Genomic DNA, 16,197 nt, shown 5'->3' on the forward strand with positions numbered 1-16,197 from the left:
ACCAGTTTCAAGCTTCTAGGCTCAATCATTCAGGTGATTGGGTCTTTTTGCTGTTTACTCGGCGGAGTGGGCGCGTGCCGACAGCAAAACCCTGAATTTTCTTCGGGGGTTTGACCCGCGCGCGCCGGCCCATTGCTGGAGCCGGCGGCGGCCCGGTTGTTCAGCTTGGCCGGGCGAGGCGGTAGAGGGCCACGCTGGCGAGGAAGTTGGGTTCCTCGACGATCACCTTACCTTCGTCGAAGGCCAGCCGCTCGCGGATGATGATGCCTTCCGTGGCGCACAGCTCGTCGAAATCGGCGATGGTGAAAAAGCGTACGTTGGGGGTGTTGTACCACTGGTACGGCAGGTTCTTCGACACCGGCATGTGGCCGTTGAGGATGGCCTGGCGATGGCGCCAGTAGGCAAAGTTGGGAAAGCTGACGACGGCTTCGCGGCCGACGCGCAGCATTTCGGCGAGGATGCCCTGGGTGTTGCGCATGGCCTGCAGCGAGAGGCTCATGATGACGTGGTCGAAGAAGCCGTCGTCGAAGCCGGCGAGGCCCTGTTCCATGTCGATCTGGATGACGTTGATGCCGTTTTTGGCGCAGGCCACCAGGCGCTCGGGGTCGTTCTCGACGCCGTAGCCGCGCACCTGGCGCACGTCGCTGAGATAGCGCAGCAGGCTGCCGTCGCCGCAGCCGAGGTCGAGCACCCGTTCGCCGGGTTCGATCCAGTTGGCGATCACGTCGTAGTCGTAGCGTTGGAAACTCATGGCGCGGTCCTCACACCCGGATGTTGTCGATGTAGGCCTGCAGCACCGCGTGGTACTGGGGCTCGTCGAGCAGGAAGGAGTCGTGGCCGGCGGCGCAGTCGATTTCGGCGTAGCTGACGCGGCGGTCGCTGTGCATCAGCGCATAGACGATCTCGCGGCTGCGGGACGGGGCGAAGCGCCAGTCGGTGCTGAATGACACCACGAGGTAGTCGGCCTTGGCGCGGCCCAGCGCGGCCACCAGGTCGCCTTCGTAGTCGAAGGCCGGATCGTAGTAGTCGAGGGCCTTGGTGGTGAGCAGGTAGGTGTTGGCGTCGAAGAAGCCGGCGAACTTGTCGCCCTGGTAGCGCAGGTAGGATTCGATCTCGAATTCCACGTCGTAGCTGAACACCGGCTTGTCGTGGCGCAGGTTGCGGCCGAATTTCTGGCCCATGGCGTCGTCCGACAGGTAGGTGATGTGGCCGATCATGCGCGCCAGCGCGAGGCCGCGGGTGGGCACCACGCCGTGCTCGTAATAGTGGCCGCCGTGGAATTCCGGATCCTTGAGAATCGCCTGGCGGGCGACTTCATTGAAGGCGATGTTCTGGGCGGTGAGCTTGGGCGCCGAGGCGATGACCAGTGCGTGGGCAACCCGGTCGGGGTATTGCAGCGTCCACGACAGGGCCTGCATGCCGCCAAGGCTGCCGCCGACCACCGCGGCAAAGCGTTCGATGCCGAGCCGGTCGGCCAGCCTGGCTTGGGCGTCGACCCAGTCTTCGACGGTGACGAAGGGAAAGTCGGCGCCCCACGGCTTGCCGGTGGCCGGGTTGATGGCGTTGGGGCCGGAGCTGCCGTAGCAGCCGCCCAGGTTGTTCACGCCGATGACGAAGAACTTGCCGGTGTCGAGGGGTTTGCCGGGGCCGACGAGGTTGTCCCACCAGCCTTCGGAGCCGGGCTTGCCGGCGTAGGTGCCGGCCACGTGGTGGGAGCCCGAGAGGGCGTGGCACACCAGCACCGCGTTGCTGCGGGCGGCGTTGAGGGTGCCGTAGGTTTCATAAACCAGGTCGTATTCAGGCAGTACGCCACCGCTTTTAAGGGGGAGCGCGGTGCTGAAATGTGCCCGCTGGGGCACGACGTTTCCGACGGATTGTGCTTGCATTCCTGTTTCGTCCCAAAAAACGAAAACCCAGTCTGCGAACGGTCGCGGACTGGGCTGCCGTCGCTTTAGCCGTATTTTTAAAGCGCCCGCAAGCTGGAGGGTTCAAATCGGCGCTGGAGGTGAAGATTAGCGCGCGGCGCAGCCCCGAGTCAAACCCGCCCTACAATTTCTCGACTGCTTCGCGCACCCGGTCGGGCTCGTCAAGCTTGAGCAGGCGCTGCACCTTGGGGGTGAGATCGACGGCATCGGCGCGCAGGATCTCCTGTTTGACTTCCAGGATTTGTGCCGGATGCATCGAGAACTGGCGCAGGCCCATGCCGATCAGGAGCCGCGCGCAGTCGGGGTCGCCGGCCATTTCGCCGCACACCGACACCGGGATGCCGGCTTTGGCGCCGGCCTGGATCGTCATGTGGATGAGCCGCAGCACGGCCGGGTGGAGCGGGTTGTACATGTGGGCGACGGCCTCGTTGCCCCGGTCGATGGCCAGCGTGTATTGGATCAGGTCGTTGGTGCCGATCGACAGGAAGTCGAGCTTGCGGGTGAACGCGCCCAGGCACAGGGCCGCGGCGGGCACCTCGATCATGCCGCCCACCTGCACGGCTTCGTCGAACTTGATCTTGCGTTCGCGCAGCTGGGCCCTGGCCTTGTCGAGCAGGATCAGGGTCTGGTCGATCTCGTGGCTGCTTGCCAGCATCGGGATCAGGATTTTCAGCTTCCCGAAGTGGCTGGCCCGGAGCAGCGCGCGCAGCTGGATCAGGAACATCTTCGGCTCGGACAGGCAGAAGCGGATGGCCCTGAGACCGAGGGCCGGGTTGTCCTCGGTGCGGGTGGCGCCTTCGAGTTCCTTGTCGGCGCCCACGTCGAGGGTGCGCACGGTAACCGGCTTGCCGGCCATGGTCTTGACGACGGACTTGTAGGCCTCGAACTGTTCGTCTTCGTCCGGCCAGGTGTCGCGGCTCATGAACAGGAACTCGGTGCGGAACAGGCCGACGCCATCGGCCTCGACCGCCTTGGCCTGCACGGCGTCGGGGGGGAGTTCGATGTTGGCGAGGATCTGCACCTCTTCGCCGTCGAGGGTGGCGGCGCGCATCGACTTGAGGCGCTTGAGCTTGGAGCGTTCGAGTTCGACCGCGGCCTTGCGCAGGCGATATTCCTCGAGCACCCGTTCGTCGGGGGCCACGATGACGACGCCGCGGGTGCCGTCGATGATGATCAGCTCGTCGTCCTTGATCACATGGCGGATGTGGCGCAACGCCACCACGGCCGGAATCGACAGGCTGCGGGCGACGATGGCGGTGTGCCCGGTGGGGCCGCCGACGTCGGTGATGAAGCCGGCGACGGCGTGTTCCTTGAAGCCGATGGTGTCGGTGGGCGAAAGGTCGTGGGCGACGACGATGGTGCCCAGCCCGTCCTTGCGCTTGGGCGGCAGGTGGCCGGGGTGGCCGAGCAGCACCTTGACGATGCGCTCGACGACCTGCACCACGTCGGCCTTGCGCTCGCGCAGGTAGGCGTCCTCGATGGCCTCGAACTGTTCGACCAGTTGCTCCATCTGCTGCACCAGCGCCCATTCGGCGTTGGCGCGGCGGGTGCGGATCAGGGCTTCGGCCGCGTCGACCAGCATCGGGTCTTCGAGGAACATGATGTGCATGCCGAGAAAGGCATCCACTTCGGACGGTGCCGAGCCGGCGCCCGACGCGGCCTTGAGGCCGGCCAGCTCGGTCTTGACGGCGGCGACGGCCTTTTGCAGGCGCAGGACTTCTGCTTCGACGTGCTTGGGGGCCACCGTGAAGTGGGCGACTTCGAGCAGGGCGTGCGAAACCAGATGGGCATGGCCGATGGCGATGCCCTGGGAGACGGCGAGGCCGTGGACGGTGAAACTCATCGGCGCGCCCCCTGTGCCAGGCGGATGCTCATTCGCCTTCCCCGAACTTGTCGGCGATGAGGGCCTGGAGGGCGGCCATGGCCTGGTCGGCGTCGCTGCCCTCGGTGTCGATGACGATGGTGCTGCCCTTGGCGGCGGCCAGCATCATGACGCCCATGATGCTCTTGGCGTTGACTCGCCGGCCATTGCGCTCCAGCCACACGTCGCAGGCGTAGGCGCTGGCGGTCTGGGTGAGCTTGGCGGAGGCGCGGGCGTGAAGGCCCAGCTTGTTGATGATGTTTGCGTCCTGGCGTGGCATCGGTGTCTTTCCTGTCGTCCTCGATGTGGTATCGGGTTTTTTGTTTTTACTTCATGTGCGCGACGCCTTCGCAGGCGCCGGCCACTGCTTTCTTGACCAGCACGTCCATGCTGCGTTCCCGGTAGGTGATCACGCGCAGCAGCATCGGCAGATTGACGCCCGCCACGCCTTCGATCCGGCCGGGCTCGAGGAGCTTGGCCGCGGTGTTGGCAGGGGTGGCGCCGAGGATGTCGGTGAGGATCAGCACGCCGTCGCCGGTGTCGGTGATTTCGAGCAGGCGACGGGCGAGGGGGAGTGCGTCGAGGGGATCGTCCTGCCCGGCCATGCCCAGTTGCATCAGCTGCAGCGGGCGACGGTTCATCACGTGGCAGGCGCACTGGATGAGCGCTTCGCCGAGGGCGCCGTGGGTTATGAGGAGGATCCCGATCATTCGCTCAATTCTATCCGAAGGGGCCCGGCCGGCAAGTCGGAATAACCCGGACGCTTGCGGTGCGTCAAGCGGAAAGGGCCGCCGGGTTCAGTCGAGGATGGCGGCCGGCTTGAGGCCTTCGCCGTACTGCAGGCGGTCGTTGAGGGCGCGGGTGACTTCGATGCGGCCGGTGGCGTCGACCCGCAGGGCGTGGTCGATGCCGAAGCGTTTTGCGTAGTCGCGCCAGCGTTCGCCGCCGAGGTAGGCCGGTTTGCTGGCGGCATCCGACAGGGTGCCGGCGAGGGCGCGCGGCGTGATGAGCAGGGTGACGGCCTGGGTTCCCTTCGCGGGGTGGCCGGTGCGCGGGTCAAGGAGGTGGCAGTAGCGCTCGCCATCGAGCTCGAAGAAGCGCTGGTAATCGCCCGAGGTGCCGATCGCTTCGCCGTCGCGCAGCGGCAGGGTGGCCAGCGGGCGTGGTTCGCGGGGGTGCTGGATACCCACCCGCCAGGGCGTATCGCCCTTGCTGCCCAGCGCCAGCACGTTGCCGCCGATGTTGATCAGGGCGTTGCTCACGCCGCGGGCCTTGAGAATGGTGGCGGCGCGGTCGAGCGCGTAGCCCTTGCCGTAGCCGCCGAGGTCGAGCTGCACCGCCGGGTTGCGGCTGGTGACCCGGTTGTCGGCGATGCTGAGATCGGCCATTTGCGGGTGGGCGGAAATGGTCGCGGCAAGCTCGGCCGGGTCGGGCCTGAGCGGCTTGAAGGTGTCGGAGTGGAAGCCCCACAGGGCGATGAGATGGCCGAGGGCCGGGTTGAAGAGTTCGTCGCCGGTGGCGGCGATGGCCTTGGCGTCGGTGAGCATGGTGGCCAGCTCGGGTGACACCGGAATGCTCGTCTGTCCGGCGGCGATAGCGCTGTTGAGGGCGGTAAGCTCGGAGGGCTCCCAGGCGTGATAGGCCCGGTGCAGGCGGTCGAATTCGCGCAGCACTTCGGCTACGGCGGCCCGGGATGTGTCTTCGGATGCATCCCAGGTGAGCACTTCGACCCGGGTGCCGAAGACGTAGGCTTCCTGCTGTTGGAGGCGTTCGCGGGCGCAGCCGCCGAGCAGGCCGGCCAGCAGGCTGGCCGCGCAGAGGAGCGCGGCCAGCCTGCTGCCGGCGCGAAGCTTTGGACGCAGGGTCAGGCGCACGCTTTCTCGAGGGCGTCGATGACTGCGCCGGGTACGTCGAAGCCGGTTTGCGCGGTGATCTCGACCATGCAGGTGGGGCTGGTGACGTTGATTTCGGTGAGCCGGTCGCCGATCACGTCGAGGCCGACGATGAGCAGGCCCCGCGCCCACAGGATGGGGGCGAGGTATTCGGCGATGGCGCGTTCGCCCTCGGTGAGCGGCATGGCTACGCCGCGGCCGCCGGCAGCGAGGTTGCCGCGGGTTTCGCCGGCCTTGGGAATGCGCGCCAGCGAGTAGGGGACGACCTGCCCGCCGATGATCAGCACCCGCTTGTCGCCGCCCGAGATGGCGGGCAGGTAGGCCTGGGCCATGATCGTCCGGCTGCCCTCGTGGGTGAGGGTTTCGATGATCACGTTGCGGTTGGGGTCGTCGGCGCGCACGCGGAAGATCTGGCTGCCGCCCATGCCGTCGAGGGGCTTGAGGATGGTGTCGCCGTGGGCGTCGATGAAGGCGTTGATGTCGTCCGCGGCGCGTGCCACCCGGGTGGGCGGGATGAACTGCGGAAACTCGGTGATGGCGATTTTTTCGGAGTGATCGCGGATCGAGCGGGGCTGGTTGAAGATGCGCGCACCGGCCTGGGCGGCCCTCTCGAGCAGCCAGGTGGCGGTGATGTACTCGAAGTCGAAGGGCGGATCCTGGCGCATCAGCACGGCGTCGAAGGCGGTGAGCGGCGGGTTGGACATGGCGCCGGGTACGTACCAGGCGTCGTCCCCGTCGGTGGGCGTGATGGCCAGGGCCTGGGCGGACACGGTGCCGCCGTCCCACACCAGGGCGTCGCGCTGAATGGCGAAGACTTCGTGGCCGCGGCGGGCGGCGGCACGCATCATGGCGATGCTCGAATCCTTGTAGGCCTTGAGTTGATCGAGGGGGTCGAGGATGAAGGCAAATTTCATCGGTAGCTCCGGGGTCAGGCGGTGGGTTCGGCTGTAATGGCGGGCAGGAAGGCGCGGAAGCTGTCGGGCAGCGGCGCGTTTTCGAGGCTGCGCTGGGTGAAGAGGTAGCGCTTGTCGCACACGAAACCCAGGTCAGCCCAATCCACGGCGTTGAGGGCGTCGCGGAAGGCATCGAGATTCACATCCCGGCGATGGGGGAAGACGCCCATCACCGCGCCGTCGAAGTGGGGGCAGGCGTGCAGGAAGAAGGGGTTCGGCCGGCGGGTTTTGGTGTTGACGTAAACCCGCGGCGCGTCGGTTTGCGGGTATCCGCGGCCCCACTGCCACCAGTTGTTCTCGTCGAAGGCGCGGATACGCCGGGCGATCAGGGTGTCGTGGTGGGGGAGCAGCACTTCCGGTGGGGGTTCGCCTGGTTCGCACCAGATCATGCGGCGGGTCTGACCGCTGCCTGCGGTGGATGAGGTGACGAAATCCCGGTTGCCGCTGGTTTCGTTGGCGTAGATGGCGTCGAGGCCGGATACCGCGCCAACCCTCACGCTGGCCACGTCGGCCAGGCTGAGGCTGTATTCGCCGTGGCAGAACAGCAGGTGGCCGGCGCACTCGGAGAAATGCCGGTACTGCCAGGGCGGGGATTCGAGGCTGGCGGCGAGGTCGTCGCCCTGGCCGATGCGTGCCCAGGCGGTGTTGTGGCTGAGGTTGCCCAGTTCGTAGCGCCAGATCAGGCAATTGGGCAGGGCTCCGGCAAACACGCGGGCGTCGCCCAGTTCGATGGCGTGGGTGATGGTGCCGCGTTCGTGCAGCCAGCGATTGAGCTGGCGGGCGCTGGTGGATTTGAGGAAATCCCGCGGGGTGATGAAGATCAGCTCGCCGCCCGGCGCGAGGTGGAGCACGCACTTTTCGATGAAGAACAGGTACAGGTTGCTGCGCCCGTCGAAGCCGTCCTGGCGCAGCAGGGCGCGGGTGGCCGGCGAGATGTCCTGGTAGCGCACATAGGGCGGGTTGCCGATCACCGAGTCGAATTTTTCGCTTTCGGGGTAGGCGAAGAAATCCATGGTGAGGGCGCCCGGCGGAGCCTGGCGGGCATCGAGTTCGATGCCGACCGCGTTGTGCAGGTGCTTCAGGAAGGCGCCGTCGCCGCAGGAAGGCTCCAGCGCGCGTCCGGCGTTCTGGCGCAGGCGCAGCATGCAGCGGACGACCGGCTCGGGCGTGAACACCTGGCCAAGGGTCGAGATGTCCGGAATCGGGGCGGGTGACGGGGAGGATTGCATCAGGGGTTGCATCGGGGCGGCAAATGCGAGGGCTGGCGAATTGTGCAGGAAGCGGGGCAGGCAGGCCAGTGTTGCCCGTCGTGGGTACAAACTCACAGGTTTGTCGTGCGGGCCGCCAAGTAATTAACGAATTTGCGCAAATATGTTTCCGGGTTTGGTTTGCCGATGGATGCCTCTGTACTATTCGCCGGAATGTTAAATAACTATTCAGCGAGGCGTGCCGGGTGTCCCGTTGGGCAGATCTGGCGGTGACCCCGATGTTTATCGAAAGTGCTGCATGACTCACCTTCCGCACAGGATTTTTTCGCTTCCCTTCATTGTTCGCGGCAAGCATCTTTTTTCCGTTCCGTTGCGCCTGGCCGTGAGTGAGGCGTCGCTCCCCGACGTGCTTGGCGGACGGGCCGCCCGCGAGCTGGCTGAGCAGAGCCTCCCGTCAGGTGTCGATGGCATGCTTCAGCGCTGCGTCGCCGATCCGGGGTGGCGTACCCACACCGTCCACGACAATCGCATCGCCTACGTGCTGACTCGCGACGTGTGGCATTACCTGGCCTGGGCAGGCTGCTACGACCGCTTTCTGGAGGGCCGTTTTTCGGCCAAGACCCGCGAGTCCTTCGAGCGGGACGAGGCGCGCTTCATCGACCAGTTCGGCCGTGACGGTGCGGGAGCCGGCCGGCTTGACCTGCGGGAATACAGCAGGCCCGGGGAGATCGCCGAGTTTCGCCGGCACGCCGCAGCGATTGGCGCCACGGGTGGCGTCTCCGGCATTCCGGGGGCGGACATCGAACCCGGCCCGGCGGCCGAGCGGGGCGAGTTGAAGGGTTTTGTGCTGTTTGCCGATTCGATGCCGGTGGCCTGCGTGTGCCTGCTGGCGTCGGGCGAGACGCTGCAGTATGTCTGCTCCGGCGAGCGGGACGATTTTCGCCAGTGGTCGGCCGGTACCATCACTCACTTGCAGGCCTTTCAGCGCCTGTTTGCCGATCCGCGCTACCGCTACGTGGATTTTCGCCCCGGCGAGAGCGAACTGAAGCGCCAGTTTGCCAATGGCGCATTACGCAGCGCGGTGGTGCTGAATCTCCGCCCCACCTTGCGCAACCGGCTGTTGCTCGCGGCCTATGGCCTGTCCTCGCGCTCGTCGGGTGCCGGTGGCGCCAGCCCGGCGTCGGATTTGATCCGCGCCCAGCTGGCGTTGCTGGACTGATTCCGGGCAGGGCGCTTCAGGCAGCGAGAAACAGCATCAGCAGTTCGTTGAGAAAGTGGCGGCCGCGGGTTGTCGGACGGACGGTGTCGCCATCGACCGTGATGAAGCCCTGCTGGCGGGCCTTGAGCAGCCCTTCCTCGGCGGCCTCGAAGGGCAGGCCGGTGCGCTCGGCAAACAGCCGCCGGGGAAAGCCCTGGTTGAGGCGCAGGGCGTTCATCATGAATTCGAAAGGCAACTCGGCGGCGGTGATGTCGCGCCGTTCCTGCACGAATTCGCCCGTTTGTCGGGCGGCCAGGTAGGCCGCCGGGCTCTTGGGGCGGGTTTCGCGCACGATGCCGGCGTGGGACGAGAGCTTGCCGTGGGCGCCGGCGCCAATCCCCAGGTAATCACCGAAAGTCCAGTAGTTGAGGTTGTGCCGGCACTCGCGATTCGGCTTGGCGAATGCCGAGGTTTCGTAGTGGCCGTAGCCGGCTTCGCCGAGGCGCGCCTCGATGTGGTCCTGCATGTCGGCCGAGGCGTCCGGGTCGGGCACCACCGGCGGATTGGCGGCGAAGGCGGTGTTGGGTTCCAGCGTGAGGTGGTAGCACGACAGGTGCGTGGGGCCGAGGGCCAGTGCGGTGGCCAGGTCGGCCTCGGCCTCGGCGAGGCTCTGGCCGGGCAGCGCATACATCAGGTCGAGGTTGACCGCCTCGAAGTGGGTGAGCGCGGCTTCGGCGGCGGCGATCGCGTCGGCACGGCCGTGGATGCGCCCGAGAGCCTGCAGGTGGCCTTCGTTGAAACTCTGGATGCCCACCGACAGGCGATTGACGCCGGCCTGGCGAAAGGCCCTGAAGCGCCCCGAATCAACGGTGCCGGGGTTGGCTTCGAGGGTGATTTCGGCCAGCGGATCCAGCTGCACGCGCATGCGGATGGCGGTGAGAAGTTCATCCAGGCCGTCGGGGCTGATCAGGCTGGGGGTGCCGCCTCCGATGAAGATGCTGTGCACGCGCCTGCCCCAGATCTGCGGCAGGGCGCTTTCGAGATCAGCCACCAGGGCTTCGATGTAGGCCGCCTCGGGGATGCCTTCGTCGCGCACGGCGTGGGAGTTGAAGTCGCAGTAAGGGCACTTCTTGACGCACCACGGGTAGTGCACGTAAAGCGACAGCGGCGGTGAGGCGGTGAGCTGTGCTTCCCAGGGGCTGGCGCCGACGGCAGGCTTCGGCGCAGCTTTTGGGGTGATCGGAATGATCCTGGGTTCGGCCATGAATGGATTTGAGCGGTGAGACGGGGCTGAAGGTCAGGCGGCTTCGGCGCGCAGCTTGTCGAGCAGCTGGCGGAAGGCGTTGCCGCGGTGGGACAGCATGTTCTTCAGTTCGGAAGGGATTTCGGCGGCGGTCTGCTCAAGCTCGGTGACGAGGAACAGCGGGTCGTAGCCAAAGCCTTCCTGGCCGCGCGGGGTGTCGAGGATCTGGCCGTGCCATTCGCCGCAGGCGATGAGCGGCTGCGGGTCGTCGGCGTGGCGGACCAGCGCGAGGGCGCAGTAGAAGCGGGCGCGCCGGTTGGTTTCGCCGGCCAGGCGTTCGAGGAGCAGGGCGTTGTTGCGCTGGTCGGACTTGGGCTCGCCGGCAAAGCGGGCCGACAGTACGCCGGGGGCGCCGCCAAGCACGTCGACGCACAGCCCGGAATCGTCGGCCAGCGCCGGCAGGCCGGTGGCGCGCGCGGCGTGGCGGGCCTTGGCGATGGCGTTTTCAATGAAGCTGGGGTGCGGCTCTTCGGCCTCGGAGACATTGAAGGCCGACTGGGGCAGCACTTCGATGCCCAGCGGGGCGAGCAGGGCGGCGAGTTCCTTGAGCTTGCCGGCGTTACCGCTGGCGAGGACGAGCTGTTTCATGGCGCGGCTCCGGTTGGGGCTCAGGCGATGCCGAGCGCTTTTTTCTGTTCGCTGACGAGCCGGGCGATGCCGTCACCGGCAAGTTCCAGCAGGGCGTCGAGTTCGGTGCGGGAGAACGGCGAGCCTTCGGCGGTGCCCTGCACTTCGACAAAGCCGCCGGAGCCGGTCATCACGACGTTCATGTCGGTTTCGCAGTCGGAGTCTTCCGGGTAGTCCAGGTCGAGCACCGGCACGCCCTTGTAAACGCCCACCGACACGGCGGCGACGAAATCGCGCATCGGGTTGGCCGCCAGCTTGCCGGCGCTGACGAGGCCCTGGAGGGCGTCATGCACTGCAACGCAGGCGCCGGTGATGGCGGCGGTGCGGGTGCCGCCGTCGGCCTGCAGCACGTCGCAGTCGATGGTGATCTGGCGCTCGCCCAGGGCGTTCATGTCGACCACCGCGCGCAGGCTGCGGCCGATCAGGCGCTGGATTTCCTGGGTACGGCCGCTCTGTTTGCCCTTGGCGGCTTCACGCGGGCTGCGCGTGTGGGTGGCTCGGGGCAGCATGCCGTATTCGGCCGTCAGCCAGCCCTGGCCCTTGCCGCGCAGGAAGGGCGGCACCGATTCCTCGACGCTGGCGGTGCACAGCACACGGGTGTCGCCAAATTCGATGAGTACCGAGCCTTCGGCGTGGCGGGTGAAGCCGCGGGTGATGCGGATCGGCCGCAGCTCGGAGGGCGCGCGGCCGCTGGGACGGGCAAAGTTTTCGGGCAGGGAAGGTGCGGTCATTTGAATTTGCATGGATTTTTATGGGTAGCTGAAATCCTTTTGCTGCAAGGCTTTCAGGTGTTTCGCCATTTGCGGGCTATGCGTCTGGCTGCACGGATTGCTGTGGTCAGCTTCCATTGTAGCCAGTGGTCACAGCTGATGTGTGGGCTGCGCATAGTTCACCCGGTCAGGGCTCAGGCTTTCGGGCTGGCCCCTGTCGGGCTTGAAAATACAAATGCCATATTTGATCGCGCCAGGTGCTCGGCAGCAAACCCTTGCGTCAAGTCCAGGCAATTCCTGCCGACAACAGCGCGTCCATCAGATGCCGCCAACGCGGGTTGTCGGCGATCGGTGATGGCGATTCCGTCTGACAGAGATCAAACATAGGCCGTGCTGCCGCCCATGGCCATCAAGCCTGTACTCAAGACGGGCACTGGGGCGCCGTTTAGAAACTGTCTGCCCATTACAAAAACAGAAAGAAAAATATGAATGCACTTCGTCACTGGTTCGGATCCAGCATTGCGGGCAAGCTCAATGCTGCCCTCACGGTGATCATCTCCATCGTTTTCCTTGTGGTGGGCAGCTTGCTGACCTACTGGCTCGGCGATAGCCTGGAGCGGCGCGCGGTTAAAGAGCTGCAACTCACCAACCAGCAGGTTGTGGACATGATGGGCGCTTATTCCAGTTCGCTGGAGGAGAGCGCACGCTTGCTGGGCGCCACGTTTGCGGCCAGCCTGCCAAAGAGGATGAGTGTTGATCCGGCCCACTCCGTGGCCTCGGGTGAGAAAACCCTTCCGGCCCTTAAAGGGGGGGATGTCGTCTTCAACAACAACTTTGCCCAGGTGGATGAGTTTTCCCGCCTCACGGGGGGCGTCGCGACCCTCTTCGTGCGGGACGGAGACAACTTCTTCCGTGTCACCACGTCGGTAAAGAACAAGGGCGGTGCGCGCGTAACCGGCACCGCTCTGGATGCAAAGCATCCAGCCTACCGACTGCTGCTCGAAGGTAAGCCCTACGTGGGCAAGGCCACGCTGTTCGGCAAGGACTACATGACCCGCTACCTGCCCATCAAGGACGAGGCGGACAAGGTGATCGGGATCGCCTTCGTGGGCCTGGATCTTACCGAGAGCATCAAGGCGCTGAAGGACAAGGTGAAGTCCGTGAAGGTGGGCGACACCGGCTATGTGTTTGTGCTGGATGCCTCGATTGTGCCTGGCATGGCGGTGATTCACCCCGCTGCCGAAGGCCAGAACCTGATGGACGTGAAGGACAGTCAAGGGGTGTCCGTTGCGCGCACCCTGATCGAGAAAGGCACTGGTGTCACGCGCTACTGGTGGCAGAACGCCGGCGAGAAGGAGGCACGGGAAAAGCTCGTCGCGGTTCAGCCCTTTGAGAAATGGGGCTGGCTGGTGGCCGCCGGTGCTGACTCGGACGAGTTTGTCCACGAGGTGCGTGCCCTCCAGATCCAGATCGCGGTTGCTGCAATCGTTGTGACGCTGATCCTGGTGGGAACCATGGTGATCGCGACAAGACACTGGATCACTCACCCGCTGCGCCAGGCACTTGCCGTGACTCAGCGCGTGGCCGACGGTGACCTGACCCAGCACATCCAGGCCGATTCCGCCGATGAGGTCGGGGAATTGCTCCGGTCCGTCGACGGCATGAGCACGCACCTCCGGAGCATGATCGGAGAAATCGATGCCGGCATCCAGGGCCTGGCGGAAAGCGCCCACACGCTATCGCTGGCCTCCGACGCCGTTGCCTCGAGCTCGGGGACGCAAAGCCAGTCGGCCGTGGTGATGGCTGGCGCGGTGGAGCAGATGACGGAGAGCATCCAGCAGGTGGCTGAGCACGCGCAATCCTGCAGGGGGCTTGCAGAAAGCTCGGGCGATGTCTCGGATTCCGGGATCGAGGTGATCAATCAGGCGATATCGAGCATGTCCATGATCGCCGACACGGTCAAGAAGTCGGCCGAGGCGGTGCTGCATCTGGGCGACGAGTCCAAGGCCATCTCACAGATCGTGAATGTGATTCGGGAAATCGCTGACCAGACCAACCTGCTGGCCTTGAATGCGGCTATCGAAGCTGCGCGTGCGGGTGAGGCAGGCCGCGGGTTCGCCGTCGTGGCGGACGAGGTGCGCAAGCTCGCGGAGCGAACCAGCTTGTCGACAAAAGAGATTACGCGGATGGTCGATGATATCCAGGCCGGCGCGGCGAAGGCCGTTCAAAGCATGACCATGGGCGAAGGGCAGGTTCAGGAGGGCGTTTCCCTTGCCGGTGAGGCCGGCGGCCGCATTGCGGATATCAAGATTGGTGCGACGCAGGTCAGCGATGCGGTGATCGGGATTTCGAACTCCCTGCGCGAACAGAGTGCCGCCAACCGGGAGATCGCCAGAAACGTGGAAACCATCGCCGAGCAAGCAGTGCAGAACCACGCCCAGGCCCGCTCGACCTCCGACGCCGCGCGTGAAATGGAGGTGCTGACGAGGCAGATCCGGACGAGCATTTCCCGATTCAGGACTTGATCATCCAGGCTGCTGCCCGACTTGGGTCGGGCAAATGCTTGAAAACAATGAATTCAGGCGACCGCATGGGGTCGCCTGAATTCATTTGAACTTGTGGATGGCGGCGTTGATTTCGCGGATGGCTTTTTCGATCTCGTCTTCGCTGAGATCTTCCTGTTCGCGCTTGCCGCGCCCGAAGCCTTCCATCTGGGTGGTGTAGGCGTCGGCGGGCATGGTGCGGGTGGATACGGTGTCGGGGATGTCTTCCTGGTGGTCGTCGTGCCAGGTCATGGCGATCAGCGTCATGTTGTCGCACTGGTGGCCGCCGAGTTCTTCGGCCTCGTTCATCAGGCGGGGCACGCTTTCCATGACGCGGCCGTCGGACAGGGTGTTGACGAGGCTGCCCGGCTCGAGCGGGCCCCACACGCCGTCGGAGCAGATCGCGACGACGTCGCCATTGGCCAGCGAGACGCCGCGGGAGAATTCGATCTGCGGCGGGTGATTGCCGCCCAGGCAGCTGAAGATGCGGTTGCGGCCGGGGTGCACCGCGGCAGCCTCGGCGTCGAGCAGGCCCTGGTCGAGCATCAGCTGCACGCGCGAGTGATCGCGGGTTTGATAGAGCAGGCGGCCCTTCCTGATCATGTACAGGCGGGAGTCCCCGGCGTGGGCCCAGTGGGCCACGCCGTCCTGGATCAGGCAGGCGACGACGGTGGTGCGGGGGATGTCGGTGAGATGCTTGTCGAAGGCGTAATCGAGGATTGCGTGGTGGGCGTTGCTGAGCACGCGCGACAGGAACAGCACCGGGTCGGAGACTTTCGGACGTGCCTCCTGCTGGAACGACTGGGCGATGAACTGCACCGAAATCTGCGCGGCGATTTCGCCGTACAGGTGGCCGCCCATGCCGTCGGCGAGCACCATCAACAAGGCGTCGCGGGTGTAGGAATAGGCAACACGATCCTGGTTGGTGCGTCGTTTGCCGATCCGGCTTTCCTGAAAAATGGTGAATCTCATGAACGGCCTATCATTGTTTTTAGTCGGGAGCCGAGCCCTTCGAGCCAGGTTTTTTGCTGTGGTGGCGCTTCGCGATGACGCTGGGCGAGCACCTTTTGCAGCGCAAAACAGCTCTGAGGGCGTTTCAGTGGATCAAGTTGCAGGCACCAGTCGATGGTGGCCAGAAAATGCGGCGAATACTGGCCGGCCCAGGCCTTGGTGGCCGGGACGACGGTGTCGTGCTTGATCCGCTCGTCGGAACGCTGTGGCGAGTTGCCTGCCAGGCAGGCGTACATGCTGGCGCCCACGCTGTAGATGTCGCTCCAGGGCCCCAGCGCCTCGCGGCTGGCGAACTGCTCGGGCGAGGCGAAACCGGGGGTGTACATCGGTTTGAGGATGGGTGTGTCGGACATCAGCGTCTGGCGTGCGGCGCCGAAATCGAGCAGCACCGGGGTGCCGTCGGCGCGCAGGTAAATGTTGGACGGTTTGATGTCCAGGTGCAGCAGCTTGTGGGCGTGGACTTCGCGCAGGCCGTTGAGCATGCGGGTAAACACGCCGCGGATGAAGCGTTCGCGGACGTTGCCCTTGTTTTTCTGGACGTAGTCGTGAAGCGTCCGGCCTCGTTCGAACTGCATCACCATGTACACGGTGCCGTTGGCGCGGAAGAAGTTGAGCACGCGCACGACATTGGGGTGCACCAGCTTGGCGAGGGCCCGGCCTTCCTCGAAAAAACACTTCATGCCGTAGCGAAAGGCGCCCTGGTGGGCTTCGGTGACGTGGGGCGTCACTTCGCCGTCGGCACGCAGCGCCAGCGAGTTGGGCAGGTATTCCTTGATGGCGACGGGCGTGCCGTCCTGGTCGTAGGCGAGGTAGACGATCGAGAACCCGCCCAGCGAAAGCTGACGTTCGACCCGGTAGTGGTCGAGCTGGAATCCAGACGGCAGGGCGCAGTTCTGTTGAGTGGCCATCGGGCGGGGCGCTACACTTCGTCTTTTGGTGGCGTTCGGGCTTGCTAGTTTAGCTTTG

Annotated in this window: 15 protein-coding genes and 1 riboswitch; of the genes, 2 read left to right on the forward strand and 13 right to left on the reverse strand. The window is 65.3% G+C overall.

What is annotated here, in order from left to right:
- Positions 1-160: 160 nt before the first annotated feature.
- The 8 genes from metW to Q1W26_RS06100 form a co-directional block, all read right to left on the reverse strand.
- The gene (gene metW, locus Q1W26_RS06065) at positions 161-751 is read right to left on the reverse strand and encodes a methionine biosynthesis protein MetW (protein ID WP_300437201.1); all 591 of its coding nucleotides are present in this window, start codon (positions 749-751) and stop codon (positions 161-163) included.
- A gap of 10 nt (positions 752-761) precedes the next feature.
- Positions 762-1,886, reverse strand: coding sequence for a homoserine O-acetyltransferase (locus Q1W26_RS06070; RefSeq protein ID WP_300437204.1), 1,125 nt, complete (start codon positions 1,884-1,886; stop codon positions 762-764).
- A gap of 44 nt (positions 1,887-1,930) precedes the next feature.
- Positions 1,931-2,010: riboswitch (SAM riboswitch) on the reverse strand.
- 36 nt (positions 2,011-2,046) lie between these two features.
- Positions 2,047-3,768 (reverse strand): phosphoenolpyruvate--protein phosphotransferase, encoded by a 1,722-nt coding sequence (gene ptsP / locus Q1W26_RS06075; RefSeq protein WP_300437206.1) that lies wholly within the window; start codon positions 3,766-3,768, stop codon positions 2,047-2,049.
- A gap of 28 nt (positions 3,769-3,796) precedes the next feature.
- Positions 3,797-4,066 (reverse strand): HPr family phosphocarrier protein, encoded by a 270-nt coding sequence (locus Q1W26_RS06080; RefSeq protein WP_300437208.1) that lies wholly within the window; start codon positions 4,064-4,066, stop codon positions 3,797-3,799.
- Positions 4,067-4,112: 46 nt separating this feature from the next.
- On the reverse strand, positions 4,113-4,496 hold the full coding sequence (locus tag Q1W26_RS06085) for a PTS fructose transporter subunit IIA (protein ID WP_300437211.1): 384 nt from the start codon (positions 4,494-4,496) through the stop codon (positions 4,113-4,115).
- Positions 4,497-4,583: 87 nt separating this feature from the next.
- The gene (locus Q1W26_RS06090; RefSeq protein WP_300437306.1) at positions 4,584-5,618 is read right to left on the reverse strand and encodes an FAD:protein FMN transferase; all 1,035 of its coding nucleotides are present in this window, start codon (positions 5,616-5,618) and stop codon (positions 4,584-4,586) included.
- A gap of 32 nt (positions 5,619-5,650) precedes the next feature.
- Entirely contained in the window at positions 5,651-6,592 is a 942-nt protein-coding gene (gshB, locus tag Q1W26_RS06095) for a glutathione synthase (RefSeq protein ID WP_300437213.1), read from the reverse strand.
- A 14-nt stretch (positions 6,593-6,606) separates the two neighbouring features.
- Complete coding sequence (locus Q1W26_RS06100; RefSeq protein ID WP_300437216.1) at positions 6,607-7,860, reverse strand: class I SAM-dependent methyltransferase; 1,254 nt, start codon at positions 7,858-7,860, stop codon at positions 6,607-6,609.
- A gap of 277 nt (positions 7,861-8,137) precedes the next feature.
- Between Q1W26_RS06100 and Q1W26_RS06105 the strand changes: the two genes are divergently transcribed.
- Positions 8,138-9,058, forward strand: a complete 921-nt coding sequence (locus Q1W26_RS06105) for a GNAT family N-acetyltransferase (RefSeq protein ID WP_300437219.1) — start codon at positions 8,138-8,140, stop codon at positions 9,056-9,058.
- Positions 9,059-9,074: 16 nt separating this feature from the next.
- On the opposite strand, the gene hemW is transcribed toward Q1W26_RS06105, so the two are convergent.
- The 3 genes from hemW to rph are packed head-to-tail and all read right to left on the reverse strand — an operon-like array spanning position 9,075 to position 11,698.
- Positions 9,075-10,301 (reverse strand): radical SAM family heme chaperone HemW, encoded by a 1,227-nt coding sequence (gene hemW / locus Q1W26_RS06110; RefSeq protein WP_300437221.1) that lies wholly within the window; start codon positions 10,299-10,301, stop codon positions 9,075-9,077.
- 33 nt (positions 10,302-10,334) lie between these two features.
- A complete protein-coding gene (rdgB, locus tag Q1W26_RS06115; RefSeq protein WP_300437224.1) occupies positions 10,335-10,928 on the reverse strand; it encodes an RdgB/HAM1 family non-canonical purine NTP pyrophosphatase in 594 nt (197 codons plus the stop codon).
- 20 nt (positions 10,929-10,948) lie between these two features.
- Positions 10,949-11,698 carry a ribonuclease PH gene (rph, locus tag Q1W26_RS06120; protein WP_300437227.1) on the reverse strand — a complete coding sequence of 250 codons (750 nt, stop codon included), beginning with the start codon at positions 11,696-11,698 and terminating at the stop codon, positions 10,949-10,951.
- Between the two features lie 464 nt (positions 11,699-12,162).
- Between rph and Q1W26_RS06125 the strand changes: the two genes are divergently transcribed.
- Positions 12,163-14,202: a methyl-accepting chemotaxis protein gene (locus Q1W26_RS06125; protein WP_300437230.1), complete on the forward strand. Its 2,040-nt coding sequence runs from the start codon at positions 12,163-12,165 to the stop codon at positions 14,200-14,202.
- A gap of 81 nt (positions 14,203-14,283) precedes the next feature.
- On the opposite strand, the gene Q1W26_RS06130 is transcribed toward Q1W26_RS06125, so the two are convergent.
- Together Q1W26_RS06130 and Q1W26_RS06135 are read right to left on the reverse strand one after the other, a co-directional pair.
- Entirely contained in the window at positions 14,284-15,192 is a 909-nt protein-coding gene (locus Q1W26_RS06130) for a serine/threonine-protein phosphatase (RefSeq protein WP_300437232.1), read from the reverse strand.
- A complete protein-coding gene (locus tag Q1W26_RS06135; RefSeq protein WP_300437235.1) occupies positions 15,189-16,139 on the reverse strand; it encodes a serine/threonine-protein kinase in 951 nt (316 codons plus the stop codon). The genes Q1W26_RS06130 and Q1W26_RS06135 overlap by 4 nt, the downstream gene beginning before the upstream one ends.
- Between the last annotated feature and the right edge of the window lie 58 nt (positions 16,140-16,197).

Source organism: Zoogloea sp. (assembly GCF_030157465.1).
In the GTDB taxonomy this organism is placed as follows: Bacteria; Pseudomonadota; Gammaproteobacteria; order Burkholderiales; family Rhodocyclaceae; genus Zoogloea.